The organism is Geobacillus subterraneus, assembly GCF_001618685.1.
GTDB classification, from domain to species: domain Bacteria; phylum Bacillota; class Bacilli; order Bacillales; family Anoxybacillaceae; genus Geobacillus; species Geobacillus subterraneus.
On sequence record NZ_CP014342.1, the window covers coordinates 2,633,908 to 2,655,398 of the forward strand.

Below are 21,491 nucleotides of genomic sequence, written 5' to 3' on the forward strand. Positions count from 1 at the left end.
AGATGTTCACATGCCGACGTATACGTTGACCGCTTTTGAACGTAATGGAGAAAAGTTGCTTGATGAGACATTTGAAGCGGCCAATGATGAGGAAGCAAAAAAAATCGGCGAACAGAAGCTGCGCGAACGCGGCTGTTTTGATAAGACACATCGCTGCGTCAACGCAAGCGGCAAGCTGATTTTGTTTCACCGCTAAGCGAAAACACCCCGGGCGCCCGGGGTGTTTTCGCTCAGCCAAACAAGGCGGCCATGATGGTCAATTTTTCTTCTGTATATTCCATAAAATGTTCGTTATACACCTTCGGCTCTTTCGGATTCGCCTGACGGGTGAGTTTCCTTGTTTTCGGGTCGACAAATTTGCTTGACGCCCCGCAGCCGAGTCCGATGATCGACTGCTGCTCTTCCATGATCATAATATTGTAAATGCTCTCATGTCCCGGCAAGGCGTAACCGACATTTTCGAGATTGCCGAGAATATTTTTTTGCCGATACAAATAATACGGCACATAACCATGCTTGCTCGTCCACTCTTCGGCCGCTTTCATCATCGCCTGTATTTCTTCGCGGCCGGCGACTTTATACTTTTGTTTGTTTTTCGTCATTTCCGAAGCCCGCTTAAACGACAGCGTATGAACGGTGAGCGACTCCGGCATGAGCCGTTCCGTCTCGGCGAGCGTATGCGTAAACTCCGGCAGCCCTTCGCCAGGCAGGCCGATAATTAAGTCCATATTAATATTGTTCATCCCCATTTTTCGTGCCAAGTGAAATTTGTTGATCGTTTCCTCAACAGTATGATGGCGGCCGATCGCTTTTAACGTCTCTTGGATATACGATTGCGGATTGATGCTAATGCGGTCGATCCGCCATTTTTTCAAGACGTCAAGCTTTTCTGGCGTAATCGTGTCCGGCCGCCCAGCTTCGACGGTTATTTCACGGATGCGGTCGACATCTGGAAATACGTTGTACATATGGGCGTACAGCCGGTCCATTTCCTCGGCCGTAATGCTCGTCGGCGTCCCGCCGCCGTAATAAATCGTCGTAATCCGGATGCCGCGTTCGCGCAAAAAGCGGCCGACCGCTTCCATTTCGTAATGAAGCCCGGCTAAAAAGGCGTCAACCGACCCTTGGCGGCCGTTGATTGCATACGCCGGAAACGTGCAGTACGCACATTTCGTCGGACAAAACGGAATGCCGATATAAATGCTCACTTCATGGGCCAAATCGTACAAGTCCGGCACCACCGTGAGCTGGCGGTCAACGATCGCTTGCATGAGCTCGATTTTTTCTTTTGTTACTAAATATTCTTGCGCTAGCTTCCGATGCGCCTCTTCTTTCGTCATCCCGGAACGCAGCAGCTGATGAAGCAGCTTCACCGGGCGGACGCCGGTTAAAATGCCCCACGGCTGCACGATGCCGGTATAACGTTCAAGAAGCGTTATATACACATGGAAAACCGCGTTTTTCAACTGTTTTTCGCGCGCTTTTCCATCGGCTTCAGCCGGCGCCTCATGCTCATGCCCGGCCTCCTCGACGCGCCCGGACGTCCGATCCGCCAGCGTTCCGGAAACGGTGATGCGGCCGTTCTCGTTAACAGTAAACGAAACGGAGATATCCGCTTCCGGAAGCGGCGTAAATGAAAGCGCGGCCGATTCAAAAAACAGCTCGCTCATCACTTCGAGCGGACGCTGAAACCGTTCGGGATTCGGCAGTCCTTGAATTTCGATACGCACGTTCATCACCTTTTCTGTCAAACTTCTTTCAGTGTACAGAACTGCTGTTTCCCTCGTCAAGCGGAAGAATGCACCTCCCCCGCCGCCTTTACGGGAAAGCGCCGCTTCGATCCAGGTGATGAAAAAATCAACGATGCAAACAGACCACAGATCGTTTCTCGATGGCGGTTTCAGAAAGAAAAAAAGAGGTCTCCAACACAACGGGACCCCCTTTTTTCAATAGGCTATATATACATTGAACGGTTTCACAATTCGATATGCTCTGTCCCACTAGAGAGCAGACCGCTTTTGAGTCAGTCCCCTCCCTTGCCGTTTACTGTTTCGTTTTAAGTTTTTGCAAAAATTCGATTCGCTGTTGTTTGCGGAAATGTTCTTTTACCATGTAAGCGACGCCGAGCTGTTCGTTCGAGCGCGTCACCCAGTCGGCTGCCCGCTTCACCTCGGCCGGCGCATTGCCCATGGCGACGCCAAGCCCAGCCGCCTCAATCACCGGCAAGTCGTCAACGCCATCGCCGATCACTACCGTTTCTTTGAGCGATACGCCGATATGCTGAGCGAGCCGGCGCAGCCCAGCGAGCTTGGATACGCCTTGCGGGACAATTTCCATTTTTCCGCCCGGCTGCATAATCATATCAATGGACGGAACGGATTTCGCCAGCACAGCCGCGGCTTCATCCCGCTCCGCATCCCCGGCAAAATAGACATCCATTTTCGGCACGGCCATCGGTTCGTCGATCAGCACATCGCCGAGCGAATCGACAAACTGGGTCGGGTAGAAAAACGGATCGCTTGACGAGAGCACTGTCTGTACGACGAGATTTTTTTTCACTTTTTTCCGGTTGCCGAGCGAATACCGCTCATGCATCAGACGAATATTGCAGTTAAAGTTTTCCAAAATCTGCACAATGTTAAACGTCCGCTCTTCTGGAATTACCGCCTCAAACAGCTTGTCATCAAGCGTTTTGCCGATGATCGCCCCTTGAAAGGTGATAAGCAACCCATCAAGCCGCAGCGCTTTGGCCACTTTGCGGGCGGAGAGCAAATTGCGGCTCGTGATTAATGTGACGTAAACCCCTTTTCGCTTCACATAGTCGACCGCCTCTTTCGTTTCGCGCGGCAGGCGGCCGTTATTTTTCAAAATGGTTCCATCGATGTTGAGCGCTAACAGCTTATACACGGCTGTCTCCCCCTTTTGTCCGTCCCTCGTTTTCCGTCAACTTTCTTTGACGCCGCCTCTTCATCTGCTAGCGGCAGCTTTGCATTTCCTGTCATTCTCATGACTATGACAGAACGGACAAAAAAAGAACACCCGACCGGGTGTTCTTTCCTATTTTTCTCCCATCAACGAACGATGCAACTCTTCGAGCGGTTTCATGGCGATCTGTTGGACTTCAGCGATCGTCATGCTCATTTGCTGCTCGAGTGCCATCAAGCGAGCTAATTTGGCGTTTTGCTGGGCGAGCGCCATCGCCTTTTGCGCCTGTTCCATTTCATCCGGCAAGATGGCCGCTCCGCGCATTTGTTTTTCGTGCAGCCGGAGCTGAATGTCGCGGAAGTTGGCAAACAGCCGGTAGGCGGTTTCATCACGACGGACATCTTCGTACGCGTGTTTCAGCTGCTGAAATGGCTGGCTCGCCCGAATCGCCTGCTCAAGCTGTCTGGCGAGCGCGTGAAGAGATTCAGACATAAAAAGAGCCTCCTACACGAATATCGTTCACGTTCTAACGTATGCGCCAACGGGCGGCGATATGCCCAAAGCTACAGCCATAAGCCGATCGTGCCTTGAACGGCGCCGATCAGCGCGCCAAGCAAAGCGCCCAAATACGTAATCATTTTCAGCTCGCGGCGGGCAATTGATAAAATGATCGCCTCTAATCTTCTTAGTGAAAACGACTCCACTTGATCGCGGACAATGTCTGCCAATCCAAGCTGCGCCACGATTCCCTCGATCTTATCACCAAGCACATGGATCGCTTTGCCCGTTGCCTGTGGAACGAGACGGTCAAACAGTTCCTGTTCATACGGAGCGACAAGCTCGGCGATGGGGCGGTGCAGCCAGCCGTTGCTCCGCACAAGACGACGGGCGGCGGCGCGCACCGCCTCGTGAATACGCTGGCGCCCGATCATCCCTTCCACAGCGGCCAGCGGATAGTCGAGCCACTTGTTCCATTCCGTCCAAAGAAGGCGGGCTAGCATCGTTCTTGTACCGGCATGGCGTAAAAATTTGCTCAGCTCCGATTGCACTTTATCAACGAGATTGACATTGCCGAGCAACATGTGCAACATGCCTCCGACCATCCCTCTCTCTTGGAAAAAGCGGTCAACCATGCCCGCCAGCTGCCGTTTTCCTTCTTCGCTGCTGAAATAGTCAAGCACCCGGTCAGCCAAGTAGTCGGCCAATGTGTCGATGCGCGCCTCCATCGCCCCCTTCAATTCCGGCGGCAATAGATCGCGAATAGGCCGCAGACGCCACGTTTCCCCCCATCGTTCATACGCCTGCTCCGCTTGTTCAGCTGCCAGCTCACTAAGCCGCTCATCAGGCAAATGGACGCTGAGGCGTTCAAGCAGTTGGGCCGGTGTTTCCCGGCGCGAAAGCCACCGTTTCAACCATTCGCGCCCCCAATCAGCCGCCCCCGCCGCGAAGGCAGAATCGGTGAGCTTGCGCCGCAGCCCTTCCGGCGTCACTAAATGCTCAACGACCGTTTTCCCGAGCTGTTCGGCGAGTTCCCGCTTCCGTTTCGGGATCAAGCCGGGAGTTAGCGGCAGCCGCTTCCCGCCTATGTAGATTGGTTCATATGGGCGAAACAACATGACGATCGCGATAAAGTTCGTCACCCCGCCGATGAGCGCCCCGACCGCCATCATAAACACCAAATAAACGAACGTGTCCATCGTCTTCCCCTTTCGTCCGTACCGCTGTCACCAAACGGCCTCCCCCATCATACGATACGGTATAAACGTTTGCCTAATTTTCCATTATAGAGCTTACCTGACGAATGCGCAAATGAGGGACTGCGATGAGCAAACAACGAACCGTTGCCGTGCTGACGGAAATAAAGGAAACAAGTGAACAAACATCGTTTAGGTCCATTCATCGTTTTTGCGAAGAATTGGCGCAATACGGGAAAGAGCGCGGCCTCTTTTTTTACGTCACATCGCCGTCGCTTTACTTGCAGCGCACCGGCTATCAATGGATTGACGGCGAGTGGGCGAAACGGGACGTGCCCCCGGCTGACGTGGTCTACAACCGGCTTCACTCGCGGCAATCGGAACATTCTCCTTTGTTCGCTGAATTGCTCATCCGTCTTGCCGAGGAAGGCGGGGCGATGTTCAACCGCCGTTTTTTGCATAAATGGGAAGTATACCGCCTGTTCGAGCGTCACGAATACTTGCACCCGCATTTGCCCAAAACGGCGTTATGGAGCAGCGAGGATGTGCTGGAGTCATTTCTCGGCGCCTTCCCATCCGTCTTTCTCAAACCGATCCACGGCAGTCAAGGACGGGGGATCTTCTGCCTTGAACGTTCAGACGGCGGAATTCGCCTTCGCCATTCCACTTCCGCTTCAGCAGCCATATACAGCTCAACAGACACATTAGCTTCCGCTTTACGGCGACGAACGAAGCTGCCAATGATCGTTCAACAAGGGCTTGAGCTCCGCACGCTTGACGGCCGCCCGGTCGATTTCCGGCTCCTTTGCCATCGCGTCCGCAACAATCATTGGCGCGTCACCTCAGCCGTTGCCCGCGTAGCGCCGCCCGATCAGTTTGTGGCCAACCTCGCCCGCGGCGGGGAACTGATGGCGATCAATGCGGTATTGCGGAAATGGCATACGGCGTCGGACGCCTTCCACCAAAAACAGCTTCTCAAAGAAATTGCAATTGAAGCAGCGACTGTGCTCGCGTTCGAGGCGGAAGGGCTGTACGGGGAGTTTGGCATCGATCTCGCCATCGATGTTCATGGGCAGCCATGGATCATTGAGGTGAATACAAAGCCGTCGAAACAGACAGAGACGACGGCTGCCTCACAAACCGTTCGCCCGTCGGCGAAAGCGATTATTGACTACTGTTTGACACTGATAGAGGAAAAGGAGTGAACGACATTGATTTCACTCGGTTTTGTCACCCTTGACGAACAGCAAGAGCGCGGGTATTGCACCGAGGTGGCCAAACGCGCCGGGCGCTACGGCATTTCGGTTTGCCGTTTTTCACCGTTAAATATCGACCCGCAGACGGAATATGTTCACGGCTCGATCTTTCAGGCGGAAACGAGCGAATGGACCGACGCCGTCTTTGCTATTCCGCCGTTTTTATACGACCGTTGCTTTTACGGCTATGACGATCGTTCGAAAAAAGCGAAACCGATTATGCATTGGCTGAAGCAGCGGCCGGATGTAGTCTTTTTAGGCTACGGCCTGCCGGGCAAGTGGGAGGTGTACGAATCGCTTTCCTCTCACCCGCTTCTGTCAGCGTATGTACCGCCGACCATCCGCCTCGAGCGCGCCGATGACATGCTCGAACTTCTCCGCCATGAACACGCCGTCGTCGCCAAACCGGTGCACGGCTCCGGCGGACGCGGCATTTACATCATTCAAAAACAAGGAAAAACGCTGTCCGTCCAGGACGGGTTTGGCCAAGAACGGACGGTCATCGCCCGCCGGAAAGAACTCGAGCGGCTCATCACCTCTTTGAATCGCCGCGACGGCTATGCGCTGCAGCCGCTTCTTTCGCTGTCCACTCCGGCGCGCGAACCGTTTGATCTCCGCTTTTTCTTGCAAAAAGATGAAACGGGCCGTTGGATCGAACAGGTGCGGGCTGTGCGGATCGGACGCCCGGGAACATGGGTGGCCAACGTCCGCGCTGGTGCCGATATTCGCCCGTTCGCCGATTGGCTTGACCACTTGCCTTCTCCCAAGCGCATCCTGGTGCTTGACGGCATCGAAACGATCATTCGCACACTGCCAACTTATATCGACAGTGAATTCGGACCGCTGTTTGAGATCGGCTTAGACCTTGGCGTGACTGACAACGGAGCGGTCTGGATTTTGGATGTAAATTCGAAACCAGGAAGAAAAGTAATCAGTATTCTCCCGCCGGAGCAGCAAAACGACATCTATGAGGCACCGCTCCGCTACTGTTTGTTTCTAGCAAGCGAGGTGAATCACCGATGACCTATACGTTACTCATTGATGACAAAGGGAAAAACACCGTCACCTTGCCGGCTTCGTTGCAAACATCCGGGCAAACGGCAGCCGCGTTTGGCAGCCTGCTTGTCCCGTGCCGAATCGTTTCCTCTTCCGCACTTACTGACTGCGTGATCATAACAAGCGACATCGCCCGACGCCTGTCCATTCCGTTTGCTGCTAACATCCATGTCTTTTTGACGGCGGAGGCCGTCCACCTCGGCCCGCTCGTCGGCATTTTGACCGCCGGGTTCACCAAGTCGCTCCATCGCCCAGTTGGAAGCCGGAGCTTCTTTTTCGCCAAGTTGCTGGCACAAGAGAAGCAAGTCGGCGGGTTTGCCTTTTTGTTCGGCACTTCTCATATCGACTGGGAAAACGGCATGGTCAACGGTTATTTTTATACGGAACGAGGCTGGGAGCGTCATATCGTGCCGTTGCCGACCGTGATTTACAACCGCCTGCCGAACCGGCGCATCGAAAATGACGAAACATTTCAAACGATCACTGAGACGCTGCAAACCGCCTATGGCATCCCGGTCTTTAATGGCCATTTTTTCAACAAATGGGAGATTTACCGCCGGCTCGCCTCCCATCCCGAAGCGCAGCCATACTTGCCGACGACAGCCGCCCATATCACATGGCAGACGGTCGAACAGTTTCTTGCCCGCCACACAGAGGCATACGTAAAACCGGCCGACGGCAGCCTCGGCCGCGGCATCTACCATTTAACGAAAAAAAATAATGTCTACGAATGCCGTTTTCGCGATGAACAAGGGGAAACGAAAACCGCTCTGTTTCCGACCGCTATGGCATTATGGCACCACTTGCTCGCCAATGCGCCGCTTCACCGCTATGTCATCCAGCAAGCTGTGCCGCTCATGACCGTCAATGGCCGGCCGACGGATTTTCGCGTCCACACCAATAAAAACGAATACGGTCAATGGCAAGTGAGCGCCATTGCCGCCAAAATCGCCGGGAGGCAAAGCATCACCACCCATATGAACAGCGGTGGAATCGTCAAAACGCTCGAAGAAATTTTTCCGGACACCGTCCAACGCGAAACCGTGCTAACCCGCCTGCATCATGCCGCTCTCACGCTTAGCCGTTGCCTTGACGAAACGTCGGAAACATTGATCGGTGAAATTGGCTTTGATCTCGGTGTGGATAAACAAGGGAGAATTTGGATGTTCGAAGCCAACTCCAAACCAGGACGCTCGATTTTTAAGCATCCGGGTCTGAAAGAAGCGGATGAGCGCACGGCGTTGCTGCCGCTTGCTTACGCTGTCCATCTAAGCAAAACGGCCCTCACCGAACCAGAGGCGCTTTGGCCATGATCACCATCGGTTACCGGCGCGACACTGGCGAGTGGGTTTGCGAGGAAGGGAGCGGGCTTTACCGATTTGGCAGCGGCTCTCTCACTTCCGCCGCTTCCCTTCCTGATCTCACTTTTGCTGTCCGTGCGCAAGGCGGGCGGGTCGGGCCGCTTGTTGGCATTTTGATCAGCGCCTCATCTATTCCAGCTTTGCTTGACGGGAGAAAGCGGTGGCTTGAGTCCGTCATCCGCTCGCTCCATGCTGCCGGCGGCATCGCCATCGTCAGTGCCGCCGCCGGCATCGGCGAGAAAGCGGTCTCCGGCTATGTATTCGTCCCGTCGCTCGAGCGTTTTGTCGAGGCATCGACTCCGTTGCCAGACGTCGTCTACAATCGGGTGAAAAGCCGCAAGGAAGAACAAAACACGCCGTTTCAAACAGCGGCCGCCCGGCTTGCTGCCCATGGCATCCCGCTTGTTAACCGTTCCTTTTTCCGCAAATCGGACGTTTACGACGCATTGCGGGCTGACCGTCGGCTTTGGCCGCATTTGTTGCCGACTGCGCCGATTGACACAGTGGACGATGTGCGCGCTTGGCTTGCTCAGTACGGCTGCGTCTATGTAAAACAAGATGACGGCTCAAGGGGAAGCGGTTTGCTCCGTCTCACCTCCTTGCCCGAAGCGGCGGTCATCTGCGAATCCCCCCGCGGCCAAACACGGCTCGGATCGCTCGATGAGCTGGCGCCGCTTGTCCGATCTTGCCGCTACATTGTCCAAGCAGCAGCTGACACCGATACATGGAACGGCCACCGTTACGATTTGCGCGTGCTTGCTCATTGGCAGCGCGGCTGCCACACCATTACCGGCATCGGTGTCCGCCTCGCCGGAACGCAGTCGGTGACCACCCATGTCTTTCATGGCGGAACGGTGTTGCCCTACACCGAAGTCAAAGAACGCATCGACGAACAGGCGCTCGAGCAGCTGATTGCGCTTAGCGGCGCACGGCTTAGCGAGCAGTTCGGCCTTGTCGGCGAATTTTCCGCCGACATCGGCGTCGGCCGCGAGCGGCAGCTATACATTTATGAGATCAATGCGAAACCGATGGTGTTTGATGAATCGGCAATTGAAGCAGAGCGGCTTAAACGGCTCCATCAACTGTTCGCCGAATTAGCTCATCTTGCGCCATAGCTAAAAACTCACCGCTGTACTGAAGAGCCCGGCGAAACACTTGGTCAGCTGCCTGTTTGGCCGCACCGTCCAATCGTTTGCTAATATCCTGGCATAACTTTGCCTTTTCCCATTCTGCTTCAGCAAGGGATTGCAGCAAATCAAAACGGCTGGCATCCGCTTCTTTTTTCCCCCTTGCTTCACCGCATTCCACATCAACGCCAGCCGCTAAATAGTACACATATTGCCAGAGCCGCTGCTGCCGGCAAGCCTCATCTAAGTAGCCGGCCCATGTCGGCTCGTCCGTTTCGAGCTCGGCAAGCTGTCTTGCCTTTTTCTCGGCCGCGGTCGTTATGCCGATCAGTTTTTTTATGGGAACGATCATACCGGATCACTCCTCCCTCGTCTGTTTCTTCTCTATCCATATGACGGCAGCGGATAACGTATGCCTATTCGGCGCAAACTAGGAAAAACAATGAGGGAGGAGCAAAACGATGGAACGAAAAGAAGCCGGACGCCAAGACGCTTTATACGAGGGGCGCGACGAATATTATCTCGATATCGACCGCATGATTAATGAAGGAATGGCCGGCGGCGCCGTGCACGGCCGCGGCGATGAGGTCAATATCGAGGAAGCGCGCGATCTTGTCAAAGAGGAACCTCCTTATGAAGCAGGCGAGTGACCGACGAGCCGACTTTCCCTCCGCCGGGAAGTCGGCTTTTTGTTATAATGAATGAAAAACGACAGAAAGGGTTGCGCCGCGATGTTAAAGGAGCTCGAATCGCTTTACGAAGGGGATATCGTCATTAACGGCCAGCCGGAATATCCAGAGGCATATGAATGGTTTTATACCGCTGACGGCGATGAAATTGGCATCGCCAAACAGCGGTTAACGAAGCGGGAACGGCAATTGTTGACGCTGTTTTTGACCCCAGCCGAACACCGGCGGGAGCGGGAAAGCGAAGAGGAGCGGGCGTGGAAGCGCTGGATGGCGAGCGGCGACCCGGCGGCATCCGCTATGCTGGCTGCTCCGTACTGCCGGCTGATTCACTTTACTGCCAACCGGTCGATCGCGAACAAAGCCGAGTTTACCGAAACAATCCGCAGCTTGTTTGAGTCCCCGATCACGATCGTTTGGGACAAAGACAGGGGCGGCCTGATCATCGAAGCGAGGCAAAAACGAACGGCTGAACTGCCCTTGCTGACGGAGATGGCTGACGCGCTCGCCGCCGATTTTTACGCTGCAATCCATCTATTTATCGGTCCGGTCCGTCCGGTCGACGATCGGCTATATGAATCGTTTCTCCTCGAAAAAGAATGTTTTGCCGCTGCCCGCCGCTTTTGGCCGAAGCAGACGGTGTATGAGTGGGAAGATGTCATTCCACTTCCCCTCCTTGGCGCTGGCATCGATGAGAAGACTGCTCAACTCTTATCGTTTCTCGATGAGTTTGATGAAGATGAAATCCGGGCAATGGAGACGTTTTTGCAATGCAATTTAAACGTCTCGATGGCGGCGAAAAAGCTGTATATGCACCGCAACAGTTTGCAATACCGGATCGATAAATGGACGGAGCAAACCGGTATCGACATCAAGCGATTTAAAGGGGCGGCAGCGATCTACTTAGCTATTTTGCACCGCCGCCGCTCTTGATCCCCGATGCACCGTCTTGTCATGTCGCCGAAAACGGGCGGCATTTTTTGTGCATCTTGTCCATTTACCAATGTTCGTATTTTTCTATACACTAGTACTACAAGAAAACGATTTCAATAACAGGGGGGATTCACGATGGCAGAACTCGTTCTCGATCATATTTACAAAATTTACGACAACAATGTCACCGCCGTCAAAGATTTCAACTTACATATTCAAGATAAGGAGTTTATCGTCTTTGTCGGTCCGTCCGGCTGCGGCAAATCGACGACATTGCGGATGGTCGCCGGTCTTGAGGAAATTTCAAAAGGCGATCTCTATATCGACGGCAAGCGGATGAACGATGTGCCGCCGAAAGACCGCGATATTGCCATGGTGTTCCAAAACTATGCCCTTTACCCGCATATGAGCGTTTATGACAACATGGCATTCGGCTTAAAGCTTCGCAAGTTCCCAAAAGCGGAAATCGAGAAACGCGTCCGCGAGGCGGCCCGCATCCTCGGGCTCGAACAATACTTAGACCGGAAACCGAAGGCGCTCTCCGGCGGACAGCGGCAGCGCGTGGCATTAGGGCGCGCCATCGTCCGCGATGCGAAAGTATTTTTAATGGATGAACCGCTTTCAAACTTGGATGCGAAACTGCGCGTGCAAATGCGTTCGGAGATTGCCAAGCTCCACCAGCGTCTGGAAACAACGACGATTTACGTCACCCACGACCAAACGGAAGCGATGACGATGGCGACTCGCCTTGTCGTCATGAAAGACGGCGTCATCCAGCAAGTCGGGACGCCGCGCGAAGTGTACGAAAGACCGGAAAACATTTTCGTCGGCGGCTTTATCGGTTCTCCGGCCATGAACTTTATTAAAGGGACGCTGCAAGACGGCAAATTTGTTGTCGACCGCACATCGTTCGGCATTCCGGAAGGAAAAATGAAAGTATTGCGCGACCAAGGGTATATCGGCAAGGAAGTCATTTTAGGCATCCGTCCGGAGGACATTCACGACGAGCCGCTCTTCTTGGAGGCATCGCCGGCGACAAAAATTACAGCGCACGTTGAAGTCGCCGAGCTGCTTGGCGCCGAATCGATGATTTACTCGAACATCGACGGCCAGGAGTTCGTCGCCCGCATTGACGCCCGCACCGAGATCAAACCGGGCCACCGCATTGACCTCGCTTTGGATATGAACAAAGCGCACTTCTTTGACATTGAAACGGAGCGGCGCATTCGAGCGGCGGACGAAAAGTAAGCCCCCCTTTTGTTTCGATATAGATGCAATAGGCTCTAGCGTTGTGCTAGAGCCTATTCTTTAATAAAGCGCACTTCCTCTTCACGGCAGTGCGGGCAATAAAACAAGTGAACGCACTCATGGTTCGTATAGGTGCGCGGGTAACCGTCGACAAACTTCATGATGTCTGCATCCATATACGGACTGTAATCATCGAAATAGTCAGTAATTTTCCCTTGGTCTTCCATCGGCTGCCGGCAGTAGCTGCAGTATACCGTCATCCGGCGCAGCCCGTTGCAAAGCGGGCACACATTCATGCTGCTTCCTCCTCTAAGATGCTCCTTATTTTACATATTCCCTAATGATGACGGCGATAAAACGTTAAAAATTACCACATCCCCACGATGAATAACGGGCTAAAAACGACCCAAACTATGAGTACCGCCAGCCAAATAGGCCACCCGCCATAACGACTATGCTGGCGAAGGCAAAAGCGGGTGGGCGTTGGGTTCAGCCAAGCTTGGCAGCGCGCCTTACGGCGTGCGGCGCTGGTGCAAATCCAGCCAACCCAGCCATCAAAATTTACAAGAGGAGATGATCAACTATGGCACGCAACAATAACAATAACCAACTGTTAGTCGCTGGTGCCCAACAAGCCATCGACCAAATGAAATTCGAGATCGCTCAAGAGTTTGGTGTCAACCTTGGCGCTGATACGACTTCCCGCGCGAACGGTTCGGTCGGCGGTGAAATTACGAAACGCCTTGTAGCGATGGCCCAACAACAACTCGGCGGCCAATTCGGCAACGTTCAATAACCTTTTCAGAGACAATTCCATATAGATGGCAAAAGCCCCAGGCGGTCAGCCTGGGGCTCTTTCATCTCATCGTCACATGCCTCCTGCCTGCTCAGCGAGCGGTTGGCTCAAGGAGACGAGCACTTTGCGAATGCGTCGGTTATCCACTTGACGGACGGTCAGCGTCAGTGGGCCGTACTGCAACGTTTCGCCGACTGCCGGAATGCGCTCAAACATTTCAAAAATCCAGCCGCCTAACGTATGTGATTCGCTTTCCGGCACATCGATCTTCATCACTTCACAAAACTCGTCAAGCGGCAGTTCGGCGCTGAATTCAAAGCTATGCTCATCGATTTGGCGCACCGTTTTCACTGCTTCATCATGCTCATCCCATATTTCCCCAACGATCTGCTCGATAATATCCTCGAGCGTAATCAAGCCGGCCGTGCCGCCGAACTCATCGACGACGATCGCCATATGCACTTTGCTTTTTTGCAGTTCCGGCAGCAGGTCGGATACTTTCATCGATTCAACGACAAACAGTGGCTGGCGCAACAACTCGCGGATGCGCACATCGTGCTTTTGTACAAGTTCGCTGAAAAAGTCGCTTTCCGACAAAATGCCGATGACATTGTCAATATCCCCTTCATACACCGGAATGCGAGAGTACCGTTCTTCCAAAAACACGTCGCGGATCTCTTCAATCGGCTGATTCACCTCAACCGCCACCATATCGGCGCGCGGCGTGAAAATTTCTTCGACTAAAATTTCATCAAAATCGAGCGAACGTTGGATCAGTTCTTTTTCTTTGTTGTCAATAACCCCTTCTTCTTCACTCAGTTCGACCATCACTTTAATATCCTCTTCCGTGACGGCCGGCGCGGCGGCCCCGTTGGCGAACCGTCGGGCAATTCGTTCCCTTATGGCATGGAACAATGCCGTTATGGGCGCCATTAGTTTCATCAGCCCGTAGGCGAGGCTGGCATACCGAATCGCGAGCGGTTCTGCCTGCTCTTTCGCCATCGATTTTGGCAAAATTTCACCGAAGACGACGGACAAGATCGTCATCACCGCAATCGAGACAAATAACCCCGTCTGTTCCCCAAGCAGTGAAGCAGCGATATGAATAAACAGCGCGACCGCTGTGATGCTCGTCAGACGGTTGGCAATCGCGAGCGTCAACAACGCGCGATCAAGCTGTTCGATCACCGCCTGCAGACGCTTGTTGTGTGGGCGCTCTCCCGCATAATGCTTTAACCGGGTTTTGCTTGCCGATGAAAACGCCGCCTCGGCCGAAGCGAACAATGCGTTTACGAGCAGGAAAAGAAAAAACCAACCGAACAACCTTAACGGCCACTCTTCCAACGAATCTTCACACTCCTATAGGAACATGACTATGTTATTCATATCCATTTTTTCGCCGAAACATGCCTGTGAATACAAAGTTTGCCTTACCCGACGGAAGCGGCTGTACATGCCACGAGTCGTCGATTTCCGTCCTTCACTTTAAATATAACAAATTTTTTGCCAACTGGCTACAATGGATAGGTTGTATTTCCAAATAAACCCAAAATTAAAACACGCCGGAGCGCGCCGGCGCGTTTTAGGATTCAAGCCAACAAGATCCAATAAAATACACGAGCACCAACAATGAAGCAATGTTCAGCGTAATTGACCACTCATCCATTCATCTTCCCCTCCCGTTCTCATCGTACCATATTGACGGGCGGAAGAAGCGGGAAAAGAAAGAACGCTTTTTGACAGTTTGGTGACAGTTGAAAACGAGGGGGCGCCCCTCATTGCCATTAGCTTTACCCTAAATAACGATAATAAATCGTTTTCGCCTCGTGCACGTCTTTCGTGCCGTGCACGAGCGCACGGCCGTCCCCAAATACAACGAGCCGCTTGTCGCCAAGGGAAACGGAGACGAGATACGGGTTGGCTTCGGCTTGAAGCCCTTGGCGGCGAAACAGCGCTGCTAATTCGTCTAAATCGTACTCACGCCGGCCGGACGGGCGGATTTGGACGGAATCGCGCCCGCACAACACGGCGGTTTTAGTCTGCTGTTCATAAGAAAGGAACGGATAGGACGGATGATGGCCGCACGTCGGGCACTCATCCCGTTTCACCGCATCAATGCGAATGGCCGCGTATTCGTTCGTCCAAAGATCAAACGAGACGAGCTTGCCGCGCAGCGCTGCCCAGTCTTCCACTAAAATTTTCAGCGCTTCAGCCGTTTGATAACCGACGACCATTTGCACAGCCGGGCTAATAATACCGGCCGTGTCACACGTCAAGCCCCCTTGCGGCACCGTTTCAAGCAGGCAGTATAGACAAGGGGTGCGCCCGGGGATGAAGGCGTAACTTAAGCCGTAGCTGCCGACGCAAGCGCCGTAAATCCACGGAATGCCGTATTTATAGGCGACGTCATTCATGACCATGCGCGCGTCAAAATTGTCAGTCGCGTCAATCAATAAATGAGGGCGCTGTTCGGCCACAAGCATCTCCAGCTCTTGTGCGCCGGCATCCCCAACAATGGCCTCAATGTTGACCTCGCTGTTAACTCGTTCGAGTCGCCGCTTGGCAGCGATGGCCTTTGGCAGCCGCTCTTTCGCGTCCGCTTCGCTATACAGCTGCTGGCGCTGCAAATTGCTCCATTCGACGTAATCGCGGTCAATGATCGTCAATTTGCCGACCCCGGCGCGCACGAGCGCTTCGGCATTGCCCGTGCCAAGCGCTCCGGCGCCGATTAAGACAACATGCTTTTCCCGTATTTTCTTTTGTCCTTCCTCACCGATCGGGGTAAACAATTGCTGTCGGGAATATCGTTCGTTCAAACAACACTCATTCCTTCCATTGGGCTGCTCGCTGACGCGTATCGTTTTTTCGGAATGCGCCCGGCTTCATAGCCAAGCCGGCCCGCTTCAATCGCCAACTTCATCGCTTTTGCCATTTTCACCGGATCAGCTGCGCCAGAAACAGCCGTGTTCAATAGCACCCCGTCCGCTCCTAATTCCATCGCCAGCGCCGCATCCGCCGGACCGCCGATGCCGGCATCGACAATGACCGGCACGGTCGCCTGCTCGATAATGAAGCGCAAATTGAGCGGATTCACGATGCCTTGTCCTGACCCGATGGGCGATGCTCCCGGCATGACCGCATGGCAGCCAAGCTCCTGCAGCCGTCTCGCCAACACCACATCATCGGACGTATACGGCAACACAATAAACCCTTCCTCAAGGAGCATTTCCGCTGCCTTTAACGTTTCAACCGGGTCCGGGAGCAGCGTTTTGTCGCAGCCGATCACTTCTACCTTAATCATATCACATAACCCGGACGCTTTCGCCAACCGAGCAATGCGCACCGCCTCCTCGGCTGTTTTCGCCCCGGCGGTGTTCGGCAGCAGCTTATATTTGCTTAAGTCCAGCTGTTCTAAAAAGTTCGGCTGCTCCGGAGAGAAAATATTCATCCGCCGGACGGCAAACGTCAAAATTTCTGCACCTGATGCTTCTACTGCCTTTTTTTGTACATCCAAATTTGGATACTTGCCTGTGCCAAGCAACAGCCGCGAAGAAAATTCATATGGACCGATTTTCAACATCTCAACCGCCTCCTACAAAATGAACGATTTCGACGCGATCGCCGTTCGCGAGCGCCGTTATTCCATACTCATGCTTTTGAATAATGCGGACGTTGACTTCCACAATGGCCAGTTTATTGTCAAGCCGGAAATGAGAAAGCAAATCGCTCACCGTTTTGATCTCATCGGGCACCGTAACGGTCTCCCCGTTAATGATCAACGTCATTCAATCCCCACCTTTTCTTCTGTATGGCGCGTCAACGAAAACGGCGACAAATCAACTCCCAGCTCTTTTCGCTCGACTAAGTCCGCCATTAGACGCCCGGTGATTGCGCTAAGCAAAATCCCGTTTCGGTAATGGCCGGCAGCGACAAACAAACCGCGCCGTTCCGGATGTTCGCCGATGTATGGCAAGCCGTCTTTCGTCTGCGGGCGGATGCCGCTCCACGCCCTTACCCATTCGGCCTGTTGAACGTCCGGAAGCAGGCGGGCAGCGCGGTGAAGCAGGCTCATCACCCCGCCGGCGGACACGCGCCGGTCGTATGTGCCCGGAGCGGATGTCGCGCCAATCAGCAGCTGGTTGCCCCGCTTCGGGACGATGTAGCAGCCGTTTTTCGCAAACACGGTCGCCTTTAGCAGCGGAACCGACGTGCGCACCATGACGCACTCCCCTTTGACCGGGTATACGGAGAGAGAAAGCCCAAGCAGTGCACCAAGCCGCGACGCCCAAGCGCCCGTGGCGATGACGACCGCCCCAGCGGCAAACGTTCCACCCGTCGTGTCAATGAGATGCCCGCCGGCGTCTGAACGGATGTTTACTACTTCCGTATGCTCATATAAGCGAGCGCCAGCTGATGCGGCAGCATGAGCGAGAGCGCTGGCCAAATCCGGGGCGCTCACTTGTCCGTCCCCTTCAATATACATGGCACCAACAATGGCTTCCGCTGCGAGGCGGGGCTCCATCTCAAGCGCTTCCTCCTTCGTCAGCCAGCGCACCGGCTGGTCGGTCGCACGCCAAAATGCATAATGGCGGCGAAGCTCATCCACCTCTTCGTCCGTTGCCGCTATTTTGATCATCCCGTTTTCAACAAGACCGATGTCAATCCCGGTTCGCCCTTTCAACTCTTCCACCAAGGACGGCATGAGGGCTCTGCTTTTTAAGGCGAACGGAACGAGCGGGCTTGGCGCGGAAAATTCTGCTTGCGCCCCGAGCATGCCAGCGGCCGCGCTCGACGCCTCGGCGCTCATCGTTCCTTTTTCCAAAATCGCGACGCGGTGCTGCCGCTTGGCAAGCTCGAAGGCAACCGCCGCCCCGATCACCCCGCCGCCGACAATCGCGACGTCATAATGATGTATCGTCATATGATCCCCTCCCCTTTAACCAATTCAGCAAGCCGTTTCGCCTCGCCGACCGGATCCGCTGCGAAAAAGACAGCCGACAACACCGCCACTCCCGCCGCGCCTGCTTCGAGCGCTTGACGGGCATTGCCGGCATGGATGCCGCCGATGGCAATGACGGGAATATGTACAGCAGCGGCTATTTCTTTGAGCGAGTCCACGCCGCGCGGCGGCAACCCGGGCTTGCTGCTGCTTGGAAAAACATGGCCGAATAAACAAAAGTGGGCTCCATCTTCTTCCGCCTGCCTCGCCTCCGCCAATCCATGCACCGAGCAGCCGACTGCCAAACTAGGGAACGAACGGCGGACAGCGCGCACCGGCAGGCTATGATAGGCGAGTTGCACGCCGTGGACGCCGTACACAGCGGCAACATCGACCCGGTCGTTGACGATGATTTTTTTTGGCGGCACTCCGGCGCGAAGCAGCGCGGTGACAAACGCGGCAACCTCGCGCGCCGTTTTCTCTTTTTCACGAATATGAATGGCGTCGGCGTACGGATGGATGTGCTGACAAATGGCAGCGAACTCATCGGCCGTCTGCCGACCGGTCGAAACGAAATGAAGCATTCCCATCGCGATCCCTTTCTTTCTACCGTACATCGTTGATCGAAAGATACGGATAATGAATGCCGACATAATAAGAAGCAAACGCCAACATGGCAAACAAAACAACAAACAGTACATCGTATTTGCTAAACCCGATTTCATAGTAAAACGTGCGCGGACCGCTGCCGGAAAATTGTTTCGCCTCCATCGCCACCGCGATGCGCTGGGCGCGGCGGATGCTTTGCGACAAAAGCGGGATGGCATAGCGCTTCACCTTGCTAAGCCCGCCGCGGCTTGGGACGCCGCGCACCTTCAAAGCATAGTGCACGGTTTGAAACTCCTCCATCATCATCGGCAGCAAACGGACGGCCGCTAAAAAGCTGTACGCATATTTCGGCTTGAGCTTCAGCTGCTGCATAAGCGAATAAAACAGGTGCACCGGCCGGGTCGTCAAAGAAAAAATCAATCCCAACAGCCCGAGCGCCAAAGCGCGGAATCCAAGATGCACGCCGCGCCAAAAGCTCTCTTCCGTAACATGGATGAGCCCCCAGCGAAACCATGTCGTCGTTCCCTCACCAAACATCATCATCGATGAGGCGGTGGAAACAAAGATGAGAAAGAACGGCAAAAACAGCCAGGCAAGCACATTCGCAGGATAGCCGGTCGCAAAGCAAAACAAAACAAAAAGGGCAAGAGAAAAATTGATGAGCACGTTCGGATTATGCATAAACAAAACGGCAAAAAAGAGAACAACGAGCACGATCAATTTCAAGCTCGGGTTCGTCTCATAAAGCCATGTCTCGCGGCGATGAATCTCCCATTTCACCGTCCCGCTCCCCCTTCGGCGAGCGCCAGCCGCCTGATGTCTAACCGCTCGTCCCGAACAAGCGCTCCGTCTTCAATCACCCAACGCCTCGTCGCAAAGCGGCGGACGATTTGTTCATCGTGAGTAACCATCACAATCGCTGCCCCTTGTTCACGGTACGACTCAAGCATTTCGAGCAAAGCGAACGTGCTTTTCGCATCCTGTCCAAATGTCGGTTCATCAAGCAAAAAGAGGCGCTGGCCGGCAACGATTGAAGCAGCCACGCTCAATCGCCGCTTTTGGCCGACTGACAGCTGGTACGGATGCATATCTTGCAGCTTGGCAAGGTCAAATTCGCGCAAAAGACGGGCGACCGTTTCTTCCGTTTCCTCCGTTGAACGCCCCTCGAGCCGGAGCGAATAGGCGAGCTCATCGCGTACGGAATGCGTGACGAACTGAAACTCCGGATTTTGAAACACAAAAGCGATGTAACGGTGCAACGGCTGCCGCTGCTTGACATCCTCCCCTAACAGCTGATAGTCTCCTTGTGTACGGATAAGCTGCATGAGCGCATGCAAAAGCGTGCTCTTGCCGGCGCCGTTTCGCCCGGTGACGGCAATCCATTCGCCTGCGCGCACCGTCGTTTCAGGGACGTTGATTTTCACTTCCCGGTTGCGAAAGCCGCGAAAATCGCGGAGGCAAAGGAGTTCCTCTCCTTCCCACCACTTCCGCCGCTGCGCCCTCCGGTCATATTCCTCCCAAACGCCTGGATGCCAAATGCCTTCGGTGCTCATGACGTCTTTATATTCAGAAAATATCCCCCCCGCCTTTCCGTCAGCCATCACTTGCCCATCGCGGCCGAGCAGGATAATCCGGTCGACAAAGTCAAGGACATGATCGATTTTATGTTCGACGATGACGACCGTTTTATCGCGGCCCACCTTCTTGACCGTTTGCCACACCGCCTTCGTCCCTTCCTCATCAAGCAGCGCCGTCGGCTCATCCAAAAACAGGACGTCCGGCTCAAGTGCGAGTACAGATGCGAGCGCCAGCCGCTGTTTCATCCCGCCGGAGAGAGTATGGATATCCGTATGCGGCGCGATTGCCAAGCCGACTTGATCCAACAGCGCGCGGATGCGGGCAGGCATCTCCTCGCGCGGCACACCTCTATTTTCAAGAGCAAACGCGATTTCCTCATCGGCGTACGGCATGCAAAATTGCGCATCCGGGTCTTGAAACACGTAGCCCCACCGTTTAGGCAGCTCGAGATGCTCCGCCTTCATCGGCACATCGATCGAATTCGGAATGATGCCGGCCATCACTTGCAGCAACGTCGATTTGCCGCATCCCGACGGGCCGAGAAGGAGCACTTTCTCCCCGGCGGCAATCGACAGCGAGAAGTCGCGAAACAACAGCTCATGATGTCCGGGAAATTTGAGGCGCAGTTGATCGATCGCAATCACATGTCCCATCATTTCCCCGCCGCCTCACCGGTTAAGCGCATCATAATCTTCCTTTGAAGCCGGACGCCACATTTGCGTCACCCCGGTTTTCTCAAGCGCCTTGGCCAACGAGACAGCGAACACGCCGGCAATGAGGATGGCGCCGGCAAAGCGCGCCAGCAAAAAAAGCGCCATGTTCCAAGGGGCCAACGCCTCAATGTACCCTTTGTAAAAGTCCATGATGAGCGAACCGACCGTCGCGCCGACCGCGCTTAGCGATACGACGAGCACGTCAAACCGCCGATAGCGGAACGCCGCAAACACGAGCTCGGCAAACAGCCCTTGAATGAATCCATAAATGAGCACTTCAAGCCCCCATTGCGACCCCATGATCAGCTCGCCGGACGAAGCCGCCATTTCGGCAAGCAACGCCACCCCCGGCTTGCGGATGAGCAAATAGGCGAGCGAAGAAGCAATAAACCACATGCCGTAAATCAATTGATCCGCATGAAACCCGAACACTTTCACCACTTCATATAATGGCCCCCATACTTTGTAAATGACGCCAAACACGACCGCAATTACAATCGTCGTCAAAATGTCAGCCAACTTCAATCCTTTGGTTGTCTTCTCCATCGCATGCCTCTCCTTCCATGATTG

General features: G+C 54.2%; 24 protein-coding genes. 9 read left to right on the forward strand and 15 right to left on the reverse strand.

Annotated elements, in window-relative coordinates:
- Positions 1–10: 10 nt before the first annotated feature.
- Positions 11–196 carry a YhzD family protein gene (locus tag GS3922_RS12795; protein WP_008881599.1) on the forward strand — a complete coding sequence of 62 codons (186 nt, stop codon included), beginning with the start codon at positions 11–13 and terminating at the stop codon, positions 194–196.
- 34 nt (positions 197–230) lie between these two features.
- On the opposite strand, the gene GS3922_RS12800 is transcribed toward GS3922_RS12795, so the two are convergent.
- The 4 genes from GS3922_RS12800 to GS3922_RS12815 all read right to left on the reverse strand — a co-directional run bounded on the left by GS3922_RS12800 (position 231) and on the right by GS3922_RS12815 (position 4,622).
- Positions 231–1,736 carry a coproporphyrinogen III oxidase gene (locus tag GS3922_RS12800; protein ID WP_063167413.1) on the reverse strand — a complete coding sequence of 502 codons (1,506 nt, stop codon included), beginning with the start codon at positions 1,734–1,736 and terminating at the stop codon, positions 231–233.
- Positions 1,737–2,043: 307 nt separating this feature from the next.
- Positions 2,044–2,907: a Cof-type HAD-IIB family hydrolase gene (locus tag GS3922_RS12805; protein WP_063166660.1), complete on the reverse strand. Its 864-nt coding sequence runs from the start codon at positions 2,905–2,907 to the stop codon at positions 2,044–2,046.
- A gap of 150 nt (positions 2,908–3,057) precedes the next feature.
- On the reverse strand, positions 3,058–3,417 hold the full coding sequence (locus GS3922_RS12810; RefSeq protein ID WP_063166661.1) for a YlbF/YmcA family competence regulator: 360 nt from the start codon (positions 3,415–3,417) through the stop codon (positions 3,058–3,060).
- 71 nt (positions 3,418–3,488) lie between these two features.
- Entirely contained in the window at positions 3,489–4,622 is a 1,134-nt protein-coding gene (locus tag GS3922_RS12815; protein ID WP_063166662.1) for a DUF445 domain-containing protein, read from the reverse strand.
- A gap of 125 nt (positions 4,623–4,747) precedes the next feature.
- Here GS3922_RS12815 and GS3922_RS12820 point away from each other — a divergent pair, with 125 nt between their 5' ends.
- The 4 genes from GS3922_RS12820 to GS3922_RS12835 are packed head-to-tail and all read left to right on the forward strand — an operon-like array spanning position 4,748 to position 9,407.
- Positions 4,748–5,824, forward strand: coding sequence for a YheC/YheD family endospore coat-associated protein (locus GS3922_RS12820; protein ID WP_063166663.1), 1,077 nt, complete (start codon positions 4,748–4,750; stop codon positions 5,822–5,824).
- A 6-nt stretch (positions 5,825–5,830) separates the two neighbouring features.
- Entirely contained in the window at positions 5,831–6,898 is a 1,068-nt protein-coding gene (locus tag GS3922_RS12825; protein WP_063166664.1) for a YheC/YheD family endospore coat-associated protein, read from the forward strand.
- Positions 6,895–8,244 (forward strand): YheC/YheD family endospore coat-associated protein, encoded by a 1,350-nt coding sequence (locus GS3922_RS12830; RefSeq protein ID WP_063166665.1) that lies wholly within the window; start codon positions 6,895–6,897, stop codon positions 8,242–8,244. The genes GS3922_RS12825 and GS3922_RS12830 overlap by 4 nt, the downstream gene beginning before the upstream one ends.
- Positions 8,241–9,407 (forward strand): YheC/YheD family endospore coat-associated protein, encoded by a 1,167-nt coding sequence (locus GS3922_RS12835; protein WP_063166666.1) that lies wholly within the window; start codon positions 8,241–8,243, stop codon positions 9,405–9,407. Before GS3922_RS12830 ends, GS3922_RS12835 begins: the two co-directional genes overlap by 4 nt.
- Here the strand turns inward: GS3922_RS12835 and GS3922_RS12840 are convergent.
- The gene (locus tag GS3922_RS12840; RefSeq protein ID WP_063166667.1) at positions 9,358–9,771 is read right to left on the reverse strand and encodes a hypothetical protein; all 414 of its coding nucleotides are present in this window, start codon (positions 9,769–9,771) and stop codon (positions 9,358–9,360) included. The two genes, GS3922_RS12835 and GS3922_RS12840, sit on opposite strands and share 50 nt — an antisense overlap.
- Before the next feature lie 109 nt (positions 9,772–9,880).
- Here GS3922_RS12840 and GS3922_RS12845 point away from each other — a divergent pair, with 109 nt between their 5' ends.
- The 3 genes from GS3922_RS12845 (at position 9,881) to GS3922_RS12855 (ending at position 12,286) form a co-directional block, all read left to right on the forward strand.
- Positions 9,881–10,069 (forward strand): hypothetical protein, encoded by a 189-nt coding sequence (locus tag GS3922_RS12845; RefSeq protein WP_063166668.1) that lies wholly within the window; start codon positions 9,881–9,883, stop codon positions 10,067–10,069.
- 81 nt (positions 10,070–10,150) lie between these two features.
- Entirely contained in the window at positions 10,151–11,038 is an 888-nt protein-coding gene (locus tag GS3922_RS12850) for a PucR family transcriptional regulator (RefSeq protein WP_063166669.1), read from the forward strand.
- Positions 11,039–11,173: 135 nt separating this feature from the next.
- A complete protein-coding gene (locus GS3922_RS12855; protein WP_063166670.1) occupies positions 11,174–12,286 on the forward strand; it encodes an ABC transporter ATP-binding protein in 1,113 nt (370 codons plus the stop codon).
- 53 nt (positions 12,287–12,339) lie between these two features.
- Here GS3922_RS12855 and GS3922_RS12860 read toward each other — a convergent pair whose 3' ends face one another.
- Positions 12,340–12,582 carry a hypothetical protein gene (locus GS3922_RS12860; protein WP_063166671.1) on the reverse strand — a complete coding sequence of 81 codons (243 nt, stop codon included), beginning with the start codon at positions 12,580–12,582 and terminating at the stop codon, positions 12,340–12,342.
- A 287-nt stretch (positions 12,583–12,869) separates the two neighbouring features.
- Here GS3922_RS12860 and GS3922_RS12865 point away from each other — a divergent pair, with 287 nt between their 5' ends.
- On the forward strand, positions 12,870–13,082 hold the full coding sequence (locus GS3922_RS12865; RefSeq protein WP_008881613.1) for an alpha/beta-type small acid-soluble spore protein: 213 nt from the start codon (positions 12,870–12,872) through the stop codon (positions 13,080–13,082).
- 72 nt (positions 13,083–13,154) lie between these two features.
- On the opposite strand, the gene GS3922_RS12870 is transcribed toward GS3922_RS12865, so the two are convergent.
- From GS3922_RS12870 to GS3922_RS12910, 9 genes are all read right to left on the reverse strand, one after another.
- Positions 13,155–14,426, reverse strand: a complete 1,272-nt coding sequence (locus GS3922_RS12870) for a hemolysin family protein (protein WP_063166672.1) — start codon at positions 14,424–14,426, stop codon at positions 13,155–13,157.
- A 446-nt stretch (positions 14,427–14,872) separates the two neighbouring features.
- On the reverse strand, positions 14,873–15,898 hold the full coding sequence (locus tag GS3922_RS12875; RefSeq protein ID WP_063166673.1) for a thiazole biosynthesis adenylyltransferase ThiF: 1,026 nt from the start codon (positions 15,896–15,898) through the stop codon (positions 14,873–14,875).
- Positions 15,895–16,662, reverse strand: coding sequence for a thiazole synthase (locus GS3922_RS12880; protein ID WP_063166674.1), 768 nt, complete (start codon positions 16,660–16,662; stop codon positions 15,895–15,897). The genes GS3922_RS12875 and GS3922_RS12880 overlap by 4 nt, the downstream gene beginning before the upstream one ends.
- A 1-nt stretch (position 16,663) precedes the next feature.
- Positions 16,664–16,867 (reverse strand): sulfur carrier protein ThiS, encoded by a 204-nt coding sequence (gene thiS / locus GS3922_RS12885; protein ID WP_063166675.1) that lies wholly within the window; start codon positions 16,865–16,867, stop codon positions 16,664–16,666.
- Positions 16,864–18,003 (reverse strand): glycine oxidase ThiO, encoded by a 1,140-nt coding sequence (gene thiO, locus GS3922_RS12890; protein ID WP_063166676.1) that lies wholly within the window; start codon positions 18,001–18,003, stop codon positions 16,864–16,866. The genes thiS and thiO overlap by 4 nt, the downstream gene beginning before the upstream one ends.
- A complete protein-coding gene (tenI, locus tag GS3922_RS12895) occupies positions 18,000–18,611 on the reverse strand; it encodes a thiazole tautomerase TenI (RefSeq protein ID WP_063166677.1) in 612 nt (203 codons plus the stop codon). Before tenI ends, thiO begins: the two co-directional genes overlap by 4 nt.
- 16 nt (positions 18,612–18,627) lie before the next feature.
- The gene (locus GS3922_RS12900) at positions 18,628–19,410 is read right to left on the reverse strand and encodes an energy-coupling factor transporter transmembrane component T family protein (protein WP_063166678.1); all 783 of its coding nucleotides are present in this window, start codon (positions 19,408–19,410) and stop codon (positions 18,628–18,630) included.
- Positions 19,407–20,861 (reverse strand): ABC transporter ATP-binding protein, encoded by a 1,455-nt coding sequence (locus GS3922_RS12905; RefSeq protein ID WP_063167414.1) that lies wholly within the window; start codon positions 20,859–20,861, stop codon positions 19,407–19,409. The genes GS3922_RS12900 and GS3922_RS12905 overlap by 4 nt, the downstream gene beginning before the upstream one ends.
- Before the next feature lie 15 nt (positions 20,862–20,876).
- On the reverse strand, positions 20,877–21,467 hold the full coding sequence (locus GS3922_RS12910) for an ECF transporter S component (protein ID WP_063166679.1): 591 nt from the start codon (positions 21,465–21,467) through the stop codon (positions 20,877–20,879).
- Between the last annotated feature and the right edge of the window lie 24 nt (positions 21,468–21,491).

Excerpts from the sequence above, each read along its gene's own strand:
- GS3922_RS12815 (WP_063166662.1), bottom strand. The coding sequence starts at position 4,622 with ATGGACACGTTCGTTTATTTGGTGTTTATGATGGCGGTCGGGGCGCTC.
- GS3922_RS12905 (WP_063167414.1), bottom strand. The coding sequence starts at position 20,861 with ATGGGACATGTGATTGCGATCGATCAACTGCGCCTCAAATTTCCCGGA.
- GS3922_RS12850 (WP_063166669.1), top strand. The coding sequence starts at position 10,151 with ATGTTAAAGGAGCTCGAATCGCTTTACGAAGGGGATATCGTCATTAAC.
- GS3922_RS12840 (WP_063166667.1), bottom strand. The coding sequence starts at position 9,771 with ATGATCGTTCCCATAAAAAAACTGATCGGCATAACGACCGCGGCCGAG.
- GS3922_RS12810 (WP_063166661.1), bottom strand. The coding sequence starts at position 3,417 with ATGTCTGAATCTCTTCACGCGCTCGCCAGACAGCTTGAGCAGGCGATT.
- GS3922_RS12830 (WP_063166665.1), top strand. The coding sequence starts at position 6,895 with ATGACCTATACGTTACTCATTGATGACAAAGGGAAAAACACCGTCACC.
- GS3922_RS12835 (WP_063166666.1), top strand. The coding sequence starts at position 8,241 with ATGATCACCATCGGTTACCGGCGCGACACTGGCGAGTGGGTTTGCGAG.
- GS3922_RS12845 (WP_063166668.1), top strand. The coding sequence starts at position 9,881 with ATGGAACGAAAAGAAGCCGGACGCCAAGACGCTTTATACGAGGGGCGC.
- thiO (WP_063166676.1), bottom strand. The coding sequence starts at position 18,003 with ATGACGATACATCATTATGACGTCGCGATTGTCGGCGGCGGGGTGATC.
- GS3922_RS12880 (WP_063166674.1), bottom strand. The coding sequence starts at position 16,662 with ATGTTGAAAATCGGTCCATATGAATTTTCTTCGCGGCTGTTGCTTGGC.
- GS3922_RS12800 (WP_063167413.1), bottom strand. The coding sequence starts at position 1,736 with ATGAACGTGCGTATCGAAATTCAAGGACTGCCGAATCCCGAACGGTTT.
- GS3922_RS12795 (WP_008881599.1), top strand. The coding sequence starts at position 11 with ATGCCGACGTATACGTTGACCGCTTTTGAACGTAATGGAGAAAAGTTG.
- GS3922_RS12820 (WP_063166663.1), top strand. The coding sequence starts at position 4,748 with ATGAGCAAACAACGAACCGTTGCCGTGCTGACGGAAATAAAGGAAACA.
- GS3922_RS12855 (WP_063166670.1), top strand. The coding sequence starts at position 11,174 with ATGGCAGAACTCGTTCTCGATCATATTTACAAAATTTACGACAACAAT.
- thiS (WP_063166675.1), bottom strand. The coding sequence starts at position 16,867 with ATGACGTTGATCATTAACGGGGAGACCGTTACGGTGCCCGATGAGATC.
- GS3922_RS12860 (WP_063166671.1), bottom strand. The coding sequence starts at position 12,582 with ATGAATGTGTGCCCGCTTTGCAACGGGCTGCGCCGGATGACGGTATAC.
- GS3922_RS12865 (WP_008881613.1), top strand. The coding sequence starts at position 12,870 with ATGGCACGCAACAATAACAATAACCAACTGTTAGTCGCTGGTGCCCAA.
- tenI (WP_063166677.1), bottom strand. The coding sequence starts at position 18,611 with ATGGGAATGCTTCATTTCGTTTCGACCGGTCGGCAGACGGCCGATGAG.
- GS3922_RS12910 (WP_063166679.1), bottom strand. The coding sequence starts at position 21,467 with ATGGAGAAGACAACCAAAGGATTGAAGTTGGCTGACATTTTGACGACG.